Source organism: Martelella sp. UBA3392, from assembly GCF_002358775.1.
Lineage (GTDB): Bacteria > Pseudomonadota > Alphaproteobacteria > Rhizobiales > Rhizobiaceae > Martelella > Martelella mediterranea.
In genome coordinates this window covers 1-10013 of sequence record NZ_DEPM01000144.1, presented here as the reverse complement: position 1 = coordinate 10013, position 10013 = coordinate 1, and the positions used below count along the sequence as shown (strand labels likewise).

Genomic DNA, 10013 nt, shown 5'->3' with positions numbered 1-10013 from the left:
CCGACATTGTCCTCCGGCTCGCAGAAATACATCCAGTCATGGCGGCGTTCGGTGAGGATCTTACCCCAGCCGAGCGGGATGTGGATCATCGGATCGCGATCCCAGCCGCCGGCTTCCAGCAGCAGGACGGTAACGGAGGGGTCTTCTGTCAGTCGATTGGCCAGCACACAGCCCGCGGAGCCGGCTCCGACGATGACGTAGTCATAGGTTTCAGCGTGCGACATGGCGTTCTTCCTTGCGATCGGCGCGACCGGCCCGATCCGTCTTAAGAATGTTGGGTGGCGAAAGGCGCAGGGCTTCAGGCCCGCGCCTTTCGCCAATTTGTCTCAATCGAGGTCTTCGGCAAGGCCCTTGTGGCGGACAGCCGCCGACCAGTGGTCCCAGCCGCGATTGATCTGCGCGCCGACCAGATTGCCGGCGGCCTCGAGTTCGCCATCGGTCATGAACTTGATCTTCCCGATCTGCAGGCCGAGCGTATAAGCCTTGGCTTCCTGTTCCATATAGAAGGCGCGGAAGGTCGTCTGCCGGATCGAGTTGCCGACGTTCACGACGCCGTGGCGGGCCATGATCACGGCAGCCGACTGGCCGAGGCTTTCGGCGATTTCGGCGCAGACTTCGGGACTGCCGCCGAACAGGTCGGTGTTATCGCCCTGCTTGTCGCGGATTTCATAGACAGGCACGGATTCGCCGAGGAAGGCGCCCATATGGGTGACCGGCCGCAGCGGGGTGTCGATGAAGCAGAAGGGCAGGACGGCGGGCGAATGCGTGTGAAGAACGCACATGACGTCCGGACGCGCCTTGTAGATCTCGCTGTGGATATAGCGCTCCAGATAGGAGGGGCGATTGTCCGTCGTCTCGCCATCGAGCGTCAGGGTCTGGATATCGGAGGGCGTGATCGTGTTGGGCGCGAGCTTCTGCGGCAGCAGGAACTGGTCCGGGTTTTCCGGGTCGCGGGCGCTGATATGGCCGAAGACATCCATGATGCCCTCGTTCACCAGAATGCGGGTGGCCATCACCAGTTCCTGGATCGCGGTTTCGCGCGCTGTTCTCGTATCAGACATTGTTCAGGTCTCCTCTGGAGGGGCGGTCCCGGCGTGATCCCGAAAGGAATCACGCCGGGAGAGACATCGGTTAGTTGGAGTAGAGACCGACGATCCGGTTCTGCTCAATGATATTGTCAGCATATTTGTCGAGAAACTCTTCGCGCGTCGGCGTGCCCTCGACATTGGTGTCCAGCGCGTAGACCCAGAAGTAATAATGATGGTCGCCATGGCCGGCCGGCGGCTGCGGTCCATAATACTGCATGTCTCCGGCGCCATTGGGGCCGACGCGGTACTTCTCCTGCGCATCCGAAAGATCGGTGGCCTTGGGGTCGATGGCATAGACCGTCCAGTGGGTGAAGCCACGTGCGAGCGGCGCGTCCGGATCATGGCAGATCACGGCGAGTTCTTTCGTGCCTTCCGGCACGCCGCTGACCGTCAGCTTCGGCAGGACATTGCCCTTGTCGCCGGCATGCTTGTCGGCAAGGCGCGAAAGCGGCGCGAAATCGGAGGAGGTGATTTTCAGGTCTTTGATGTTCAGAGGCATGTCGTCTCCTTGGTGTTCGTTTGTTTCAGGCCGTTGCCTTGAGATCGGCAACGCTCATTCCGCCCACGCGCTGATGCACGCGACCGCCGGTGGCCACCGCAACACATATCAGGATTTCGTCAGGACGCGGGCCGTCCGGCACGACGAAGGTGAAGGCGTCGTAATGGGACCGGATATAAAGCTCGTCCTTGTGGGCGAGCGGTATATCGATGGCGGTGCCGGCCGAGGCGACCTTGCTGGCGGAAGAGATCCATGCGGCTCCGCCGCCGATGGCTTCGCGCAGCGGATCGCCGAACGTGGTGGTGACGCAGGCCACTACATGCTCCTGCTCGCCGGCGACCCCGGCGATGCCGCCCTTGCCGTAGCTTTCGACCGGGCGGCCGCCGATGAGGGCAACCGCGCGTTCGCCCAGCGCATAGCCGATGGCGGCCGAGGGGGCGGTCAGCGCCGAAAGGTCGTCAACGAACTTGCCGGCGAAGGGATTCTTGATGATGACGCCCGCCGCCGCCTTGATCAGCGGGGCCATTGCGCTGCCGCCATCATGCAGCACTTCCTGGGTCGCACCGTACCAGCCGCGGACCTCGTAGTCCTTTTCGACCTGGCTAGAGTAATTCATGAATGTCTCCTGTAGAGATGAAAGGGAATAGTGCTTACTGCGGCCACGAATAGACGCGGTTGATCGGATCGAAGCGGGCGGCGGTCAGCGCTTCCGGGGTGAAGCCGTTGCCATAGGACATGGTGCGGTTGGCGGCGTGATCGGCGGACAGCTTCTGGGTCAGGTCGGTGATCGGGCGCACCGATTTTTCCCAGTCGGCGAGTGCTTCTTCGAGCGATGCGCCCTTCTCGACGTCCTGCGCCAGCGTGAAGGCGTTCACCATGCCGCAACCGGCACCCTGCGCCAGCGCCGGGCACATGGCATGGGCGGCATCGCCGACAAGGGCGACCTTGCCGCGCGACCAGGTGTTGAGCTTGGTGGTCTGATAGGTATCGTAGCGCGCGTCCTCGATCTTGGCGGCATCGACCAGGCAGGGTTCGAGGAAGGGGAACATCTCCATCCAGACCTCAAGGTCGAGCGGCACCTTGGAGCCACGCGGATCGGCGGACGGCGCCATCAGGCCGAGATAGAGTTCTCTTTCGTTGCAAGGCGAATAGAGAATGCGCTGCACCCGCGGCCAGTGGTTCCACATGTCGATGGTGTTGTCCCATTCGCCATGGCCGAGCTTGTCCTTGTGGCGCGGGACGATGAGGCGGATGATGCCGTCGGTTGCGCCCCAGCGCTCCTGCTCGAAGCCGAGCGAATCGCGCACCTTGGAGCCGACGCCGTCGGCGCCGACGATCAGATCGCCTTCAACAACCTCGCCGGAGGCGAGTTTCAGCGTGCCGGAAGCCTCCGCGCCGACCGCCTCGGAATTGGTGCGGATTTCAACGCCGACTTCGCGGGCGCGGTTGGCGAGCGCATCGTGCAGATGAGCGCGGGTCATGATGCGCCACGGCAGGCCGTTGAACGTCTCCTTCGACACGGTCTTGTTGTGCATCCAGGTCTCATAGGCCGGCGGCGTGAAGGAATCCTCAAGCACCTCATTCAGGCAGCCGATGCCTTCGAGCACCCTCAGGCCGTTGTGCCAGAGATAGATGCCCGCGCCGAAGGCGCGCAGTTCAGGGCTCTTTTCGTGCAGGACGACGTCCCAGCCGTTCTGGCGCAGGGCGATGGCGGCCGTGAGGCCGGAAAACCCGCCGCCCGCAACCTGCGCAACCCGTGTCTTGTCCGAGGTTTTGTTGATGCTGACCATTTCTCTGTTCCTGTTGATTTTTATTGGGGACGCCGGCCGCTCAGCCGTCGATGAAGTTGCGGATCGCGCAGATCGTGACGTCGGGATTGGTCTCGTTCACGTAGTGGTCCGCGCCGGGCACGACGACGATGGGCAGGTCCGGCCGCAACTCATGGGTCTTTTCAAGCGCCGCCGCGGAGACCAGCTTGCTGTCGGCGCCGCGCATGATCAGAACCGGGCGGGTGACATCGCGGTAAGCGGGCGCCAGATCGGCGCGCAGGCCCTCGGCCGTCTGTGCCATGGCGGAGGCGGAGGCCAGCGGGCGCAGGCCGTCCGCAGCCGAGGCGTAGCCGCTTTCCGCGCGAATGCGGATCGCGGGAGCGGGAATATTCGGATAGCGATTGGCGAGATAGGCGACAACGGCCTCGGTATCGGCAAAGGCCTGATCGCCGGCATTCACTCTGGCGGAGAGCGAGGCGAACACCTCGTCCTCGATATAGGGCGTGAAGTCGATGGCGGCGACCGAGCGGACAAGTTCGGGATGGCGCTGGGCGGCGGTGACCGAGTTGCGCGAGCCGAGGGAATGTCCGACGAGAATTGCAGGGCCCATATCGAGCGTCTTGATGAGCGCGGCAATATCGTCGGCATAATCAATGGCTTCGTAGCCTGTTTCGGGCTTGTCCGAGCGTCCGTGGCCGCGCTGGTCCACGGCCACCGTGGTAAACCGGTCGGAAAATGCATCCATGAGCGGACCGAAAACGGCGGAGTTCGCGGTGATCCCGTGGAAGAACAGCATGAGCGGGCCGCTACCCCCGATGCGCACGTTCAAAGTGATGCGGCCGGTGTCGATTCGTTGTTCTTCATACCGGCTTTGGCTGTCCGCCATATCGAAGTTCCCTTGTCGTTTCTAATTGTTCTATGTCGTCAGGGAACCACGACCGCTATTAGCTGTCAATAAGATTGTAAGACATTCTTGCGTTAATTATTGCAGACAGCATGCGCCCGCATGCTATCCTCCGCGCGCCCGTTCGTGTAGAAAAGCCATGAATATATAATTGGAAGAGCCGTAAGGAAACGCCATGAACCCTGGTCTGGACCTCCGGATCACGCCGAGAACTGTGCAGCAGCAGACAATTGAAAAGCTGAGACTGGCGATCATCGCCGGGGTGTTCCCGCCGGGCAGCCGTCTGGTCGAGAGCCAGCTTTGCGCCCAGCTTGGGGTCAGTCGCCCGTCGCTCCGCGAGGCGCTGCGCAGCCTGCAGGCGGAGCGGCTGATCGAGATCATACCGAACCGGGGTCCTTTCGTTCCCAAGCTTTCCTGGGAAGAGGCGACCGAAATCTACGATGTGCGTGAACTTCTGGAGGTCGTGGCGGTGGGCCGTTGCGCCACGCGGATCACGCCCGAGCAGGTCAAGGAACTGGAAAGGGCGCTGAAGGCTTTCGAACGCGCCCAGAAAAGCCGGGACAGCCTCGAACTGGTGACGACGGCGGCCGAATTCTACGCGATCATTCTGGCCAATTGCGGTAACGCCATTCTCGAGGAAGTCCATCGCGGGCTTGTGGCGCGGATCAGCTTTTTCCGCGGCCGGTCCATGTCGCTTGAAGGGCGTGCCGGGGACAGCCTTCAGGAGATGCGCGACATCTACGATGCGATTGCCGCGGGCGATGAAAAGCGCGCGCGGGAGGCGGCGCAGCGCCATCTCGATCAGGCCAAGGCTGCCGCCAAGCACGCGATGGAAAACGAGGCCTGATTGCGCCGGCCTGTTTCAGCCAGGCGGATGGTGGCGTAAAAATGCGCGCTTTGCCCGGTTTGCAGGCAAAGTCCGCACGCCTGAGGAAAGCGACTCACTTATCCTCCAGAACCCTGCGCGCGGCGCGGAAGCATTCAACCGCCTGAGGCACGCCGCAATAGATCGCGACGACATGGATAATGGCGCGGATTTCCTCCTTGGATACGCCATTGTTTATGGCCCCCTGACAGTGCAGTTCCCATTCATGCATCTTGCCGAGCGCCCCGATCATGGCGAGGTTCATCATGGACCGCGTCTTCGGCGGGATCACATCATCGCCCCAGCCGAAGCCCCAGCACCACGCCGTCATCGCCTCCTGGAACGGCCGGGTGAAGTCGTCGGCCGCCGCGAGGTTTTTCTCGACATAATCCGCGCCGAGCGTGCTCTTGCGCTGTTCGAGGCCCTTGAGGAACAGGTCTTCGTCAAAAACGCTCATTTCATGTCCTTTCCTGTGTCAATCGCCGGCGGTCATCGTGCGGGCAAAGCTTTCGGCAATGGCCAGAACGGCGGCGTGAATCGGACCCGCGGTCAGGCTGGGCATGACGGAAGCGTCCACCACATGGAGATTGTCGAGCGACTTGAGCCGCAAATCCGGATCGACGACGGCATCGTCGTCTTTGCCCATTCTGCAGGTGCCGCACGGGTGATGATGGGTGATGACGGCCTTGGCGATGAATTCGTCGATCTCGGCCTTGCTGTCGAGAGGACCGGGAGCGAGCTCGCGATCTCGCCATTCGGCAAGCCCGTCCGCATGGCCGACCGTCCGCGCGGCCTCAAGCGCGCTTCGGAACATGGCGCGGTCATGCTCGGTCTCAAGATAGGCCGGGTCGATGATCAACCGATCGCCGAGGTTCGGCCCGCTGATACGCAAGCTGCCGCGGCTGGTCGGGTTGGTGACGCCGAATAGAAACGAATAGGCCGTGCCGGGCTCGGGCGCCTGGAAGGCTTCGGATACGATCGGCGCCACGCCGCAGCCGACCACGATCTCGGGCCGCCCGGTGGCGGTGAAGTCGCCGGCCCGCATATAGGCCATCGATTCGGAGTGCTGAAGGCGCGATGCCGGCAGATGTTTGCGGGTGGCGTAGAGATTGCCGGCGCCCAGCAGATGGTCCTGGAGATTGCGGCCGATGCCCGGCATGTCGATCAGGCAGTCGACAGATGCAGCCGCAAGCGCGTCCTTTGGACCGATTCCGGAGCGCATCAACAGGGCAGGGGTTTCCAGCGCGCCTGCGCACAACACAACCTGATCAGCAAGAATTTCGAACGGGCCCTGTGGACCAACGCTCTCGATCCGGTTCACCCGGTTGCCATCCATGGCCAGCCTTTGCACCCTTGTGTTGGTGACAATCTGGAGGTTTTCCCGTGCCCGAACCTCCGGCGTCATCCAGGCCTCGGCGACCGTCACGCGGCGGCCGTCGCGGATGTTCAGCGAATTGGGCGTAACCCCGACCATGCGACCGTCATTGTGGTCGGGAAGGCGCGGCAGGCCGAGCGAGACGCCGGTCTCGATGAATGCGCGGGTGAGGGGGCTTACCTCCTCGTCGGGCATGTAGATGGGCATCGGGCCGCTGCTGTCCGGACGGTCTTCGATCGCGTCGAAGACGGGCAGAAGCGCTTCCCAGCTCCAGCGGGAATCGCCGGTTGCATCGACCCAGGCCTGATAGTCTTCGGGATGTCCGCGCATGTAACCCATGGCATGCAGGCAGCTCGATCCGCCGATCAGCCGGCCCCGCGCCCAATGGTGGACGCGGCCATAGGTCCCGGCCTGCGGCTCCGTCAGATAATCCCAGTCATAGGCGCGGCCCTGAAGCGCGGGCCAGGCGGACGGCGTCCAGATATCGGGGTCGGAGGGGTCCTCGCCGGCTTCGATCAGCAAAACGCTGCGCGCCGGATTCTCGCTCAGCCGGGCGGCGAGCAGGCTACCGGCCGAACCGCCGCCGATGATGACCACGTCCGCGGTCATCTGTTCCGCGAGACCGCTCATCGCCATGTCTCCATGGCGGGCGAGGGCGTGAGGCTACGGCCCGTGCGCTGTCTGATCTGAAATGTCATGATGATCCCCTTCTTTTTGGACCGGAGCGATGGCCCTGAAGGCCGGAATAATGCCGGCGGAAACCGGATCATGCCCCTGCTGCCTGTTGTTCCGCGCGTCCGGGCGGAAACCGGTGTCCATTTTTCGTCGACGCGCTTCAGCTCCCGCTGTCCATGGACCTCTTCGTCGCCGCCATCGCCTCCAGGATGTGCTTTCCGGCAGCTTTCCGGGCCGCTTTCTCATCGCCTGCGGCAATGGCGTCGTAAATTTCCTTCATCTCCGCCAGACTGCTGACGGCGCGCCCTTCCAGCGACATCGAACGCGAGCGGAAAAGGCTGATCCTGGCGACCAGACCCCGGTGGATCTCCTCCAAGATCGGATTTCCGCAATTTGCGAGAATGACGGAATAGAAGTCCGCGGCTGTGGTGACCCGCGCCAGACTGTCCTTGCTTGAGGCGGCCTTTTCGAAGGCATGAAGCGTGTTCTCAAGCGCTTGCAGTTGTTCAGCGGAGATCATCTGCGAACAGCGCCCGGCGGCCTCGACTTCCAGAAGTTCGCGCACCTCGTAGATGGCGGTGACCTCTTCCCATGTGAGGGTGGGTATCGAAGGGCCACGGTTGGGCACGATGTCGATGAGCCGTTCGGCAGCCAGACTGCGCAAGGCTTCGCGCAACGACGGGCGGCTGATGCCGAGCTGCACGCAGAGCTGACTCTCGATCAGCCGGCTTCCAGGTTCGAAAACACCTGAGAAAATGGCAAGCCGCAGCTTCTCGACCGTTTCCTGCTGCACCGTGCGCGGGAGTATGCGTAAGTTCAGGTCTGGCGGCATTGTTTGAAACCTCGTGCGCCCGGCGGCGGCCAGCAGTGATAAGGGTAATTGCAAGCAAATTTGATCGCGTGAATGCCTTCTTGTCAACTCATAAGAATGAAAGAATGACAGACAATCTGCTTGACGTGTGTCTGGTTTATGTCATCCTTCCCTCCAAACAAAGACACCAAGGCAGAGGGCTTGGGACATGGCGACAATCGCCTCTATCGCAGATATGGATATGCGCCGTGGCGTAGCGGGGCGCATGGTTGCGGGCCTTGATAAGGCCGCCGGTGGCGCGCTTGAGGGCACGCGCGGCATGCGCCAAGCGTTCGGCATTGCCGCGTCCGCCGGCCAAGCCCGCGCCCGGACCGTGCCGGAGCGCGAAGCGCTTGCTCGGAAAAAATCGAGCCTAGCCGCCCGTGGTAACGCAGCTCAGCCCGGAATCTTCTGCGCTCTTGCAGGAAAAGTGCAGCGCGGCAGCCATCTCGCCCGTCTTCATCGGCAGGTCGAGGCGCGCGCGGGCGGTATCGCTGGCGCACCAGATGGCCTCGACGGGCATGCGGTCGTCGGTGGCGTTCATCAGGTTGAGAACGCCCGTCTCGCCATCGTGCCACAGCGTCAGCGTCAGCCGGTCGCCAGGTGCGATGCGGCCCAGTTCATCGGAATACCAGTGGGCCAGCGCCGCGCGGCAATCGAGCGGGGTGTCGGTCTCATTGGCAACTGAGATTTCCACGGGATTGGCGCCTTCGGTGCCATGAACAATGCCCGAATAGGGCACATAAGCTTCGCTTTCGGCCTTGGCCGGAGATGAGAAAACCCAAGCAGACAGGGCAAGAACAACAAGTCTGCCAATCGCTTCCGTCTTGTGACGGGAAACTGACAACCAATTAGGGAACAGCATGATGAAAAACCTACTTGCTTCTGTTGCGCTTAGCGTGGTGCTGGGGACTCCGGCGGCTTTTGCCGCGGAGGTTGATACCATAGCCATCCTCACTCCGGAACAAGGGAGTGACTATGGCTGGAACCAGCAGGGCGTCGAAGCGGCCAAGGCCGCCGCCGAGGCAACCGGCGTCGAGATCATTGTCGCCGAAGGCCTGGGCTATGGCGATGTTCGCGCGCCGATGCGCGAACTCGCGGCCGACGGCGCCGACCTGATGATCGCCCATGCCAGCGGCTACAATACCGCCGGCCCGGAAATCGCCGAGGAAACCGGCGTGCCGGTCGCGATCGTCGACAGCCCCGACGCTCTGGTGAAGGGCCTTGTTGCCGACTACACGCTCTCGGGCCATGAGGGCGCCTATCTTGCCGGTCGACTGGCCGCCAAGATGACCTCCACTGGCACCGTCGGCATCGTCGTCTCCGGCGAGCCGCCCTCATGGAACTCGCAGTCGGCGGGCTTTGCCGAGGGCGTCCATGCCGAGAACCCGGACGTCAAAATCCTCTACTCCGTGATCGGCCCGGCAGCCTATTCGGATGCAGCCGGCGGCAACCGCGTGACGACATCGGTCATCGCGGCCGGCGCCGACATCATCTTCGGCCAGGGCAACGGCTCGAGCTTCGGCATGATCCAGGCCGTTGAATCCAACAAGGCTGTCGACGGATCGGATGTGCTCTTCATCGACGTGATCGGCGACAAGTCCGAGCTGGACAAGGGGCATCTTCTGACCTCGGTTCTGTGGGACATGACCCCGGTTTATACGGCCATGATCGAAGACCTGAAGGCCGACCAGTTCGGCACCCATGGCTACGCGATCAGCCTGGCGGATGATTCCGTCAAGCTCGTCAAGACGCCGCAGGTTGATGAGGCCGCGTGGACCGAGGTGATGGCGCTGCGCGACCAGATCATCGCGGGCGAGATCACGGTCGAGCCGAAATTCGATGCGGAAGATGTCCGCGCCCTGGTTACCGTGACCGAGTGAGCGTATCCGTGGCAAATGCAGCGGCAACCCCGATAAACCTGTCCCCGGAAACGGGGGCAGGCGTCATTGGCGTACACGGCGTAACCAAGCGCTTTCCCGGCGTGA

General features: G+C 62.7%; 12 protein-coding genes. 2 read left to right on the top strand and 10 right to left on the bottom strand.

The window, feature by feature from the left end:
- The 6 genes from B4E36_RS10635 to B4E36_RS10610 form a co-directional block, all read right to left on the bottom strand.
- A partial coding sequence (locus B4E36_RS10635) for a lycopene cyclase family protein (RefSeq protein WP_345900327.1) occupies positions 1–224 on the bottom strand: 224 nt, incomplete at its 3' end.
- A gap of 102 nt (positions 225–326) precedes the next feature.
- Positions 327–1061 (bottom strand): class II aldolase/adducin family protein, encoded by a 735-nt coding sequence (locus tag B4E36_RS10630; RefSeq protein WP_292056440.1) that lies wholly within the window; start codon positions 1059–1061, stop codon positions 327–329.
- Between the two features lie 70 nt (positions 1062–1131).
- Positions 1132–1587, bottom strand: coding sequence for a YbhB/YbcL family Raf kinase inhibitor-like protein (locus B4E36_RS10625; RefSeq protein WP_292056442.1), 456 nt, complete (start codon positions 1585–1587; stop codon positions 1132–1134).
- 25 nt (positions 1588–1612) lie between these two features.
- Entirely contained in the window at positions 1613–2203 is a 591-nt protein-coding gene (locus tag B4E36_RS10620; protein WP_292056444.1) for an amino acid synthesis family protein, read from the bottom strand.
- 34 nt (positions 2204–2237) lie between these two features.
- A complete protein-coding gene (locus tag B4E36_RS10615; RefSeq protein ID WP_292056447.1) occupies positions 2238–3377 on the bottom strand; it encodes an FAD-dependent oxidoreductase in 1140 nt (379 codons plus the stop codon).
- Between the two features lie 40 nt (positions 3378–3417).
- Positions 3418–4242 carry an alpha/beta fold hydrolase gene (locus B4E36_RS10610; RefSeq protein WP_292056449.1) on the bottom strand — a complete coding sequence of 275 codons (825 nt, stop codon included), beginning with the start codon at positions 4240–4242 and terminating at the stop codon, positions 3418–3420.
- Positions 4243–4435: 193 nt separating this feature from the next.
- Between B4E36_RS10610 and B4E36_RS10605 the strand changes: the two genes are divergently transcribed.
- Positions 4436–5107: a GntR family transcriptional regulator gene (locus B4E36_RS10605; protein WP_292056451.1), complete on the top strand. Its 672-nt coding sequence runs from the start codon at positions 4436–4438 to the stop codon at positions 5105–5107.
- Positions 5108–5201: 94 nt separating this feature from the next.
- Here B4E36_RS10605 and B4E36_RS10600 read toward each other — a convergent pair whose 3' ends face one another.
- The 4 genes from B4E36_RS10600 to B4E36_RS10585 form a co-directional block, all read right to left on the bottom strand.
- Positions 5202–5582 (bottom strand): carboxymuconolactone decarboxylase family protein, encoded by a 381-nt coding sequence (locus B4E36_RS10600; RefSeq protein ID WP_292056454.1) that lies wholly within the window; start codon positions 5580–5582, stop codon positions 5202–5204.
- A gap of 18 nt (positions 5583–5600) precedes the next feature.
- Entirely contained in the window at positions 5601–7130 is a 1530-nt protein-coding gene (locus B4E36_RS10595) for a GMC family oxidoreductase (RefSeq protein ID WP_292056456.1), read from the bottom strand.
- A gap of 205 nt (positions 7131–7335) precedes the next feature.
- Positions 7336–8094: a GntR family transcriptional regulator gene (locus B4E36_RS10590; protein WP_345900326.1), complete on the bottom strand. Its 759-nt coding sequence runs from the start codon at positions 8092–8094 to the stop codon at positions 7336–7338.
- A 304-nt stretch (positions 8095–8398) separates the two neighbouring features.
- Complete coding sequence (locus tag B4E36_RS10585; RefSeq protein WP_292056461.1) at positions 8399–8722, bottom strand: hypothetical protein; 324 nt, start codon at positions 8720–8722, stop codon at positions 8399–8401.
- A gap of 169 nt (positions 8723–8891) precedes the next feature.
- Between B4E36_RS10585 and B4E36_RS10580 the strand changes: the two genes are divergently transcribed.
- Complete coding sequence (locus B4E36_RS10580) at positions 8892–9908, top strand: putative B6 ABC transporter substrate-binding protein (RefSeq protein WP_292056464.1); 1017 nt, start codon at positions 8892–8894, stop codon at positions 9906–9908.
- The last annotated feature ends 105 nt before the right edge of the window (positions 9909–10013 follow it).

Bases quoted from the DNA above. Each gene is read 5' to 3' on its own strand.
- B4E36_RS10580 (WP_292056464.1), top strand. From the start codon at position 8,892: ATGAAAAACCTACTTGCTTCTGTTGCGCTTAGCGTGGTGCTGGGGACT.
- B4E36_RS10600 (WP_292056454.1), bottom strand. From the start codon at position 5,582: ATGAGCGTTTTTGACGAAGACCTGTTCCTCAAGGGCCTCGAACAGCGC.
- B4E36_RS10605 (WP_292056451.1), top strand. From the start codon at position 4,436: ATGAACCCTGGTCTGGACCTCCGGATCACGCCGAGAACTGTGCAGCAG.
- B4E36_RS10615 (WP_292056447.1), bottom strand. From the start codon at position 3,377: ATGGTCAGCATCAACAAAACCTCGGACAAGACACGGGTTGCGCAGGTT.
- B4E36_RS10630 (WP_292056440.1), bottom strand. From the start codon at position 1,061: ATGTCTGATACGAGAACAGCGCGCGAAACCGCGATCCAGGAACTGGTG.
- B4E36_RS10620 (WP_292056444.1), bottom strand. From the start codon at position 2,203: ATGAATTACTCTAGCCAGGTCGAAAAGGACTACGAGGTCCGCGGCTGG.
- B4E36_RS10610 (WP_292056449.1), bottom strand. From the start codon at position 4,242: ATGGCGGACAGCCAAAGCCGGTATGAAGAACAACGAATCGACACCGGC.
- B4E36_RS10625 (WP_292056442.1), bottom strand. From the start codon at position 1,587: ATGCCTCTGAACATCAAAGACCTGAAAATCACCTCCTCCGATTTCGCG.
- B4E36_RS10595 (WP_292056456.1), bottom strand. From the start codon at position 7,130: ATGAGCGGTCTCGCGGAACAGATGACCGCGGACGTGGTCATCATCGGC.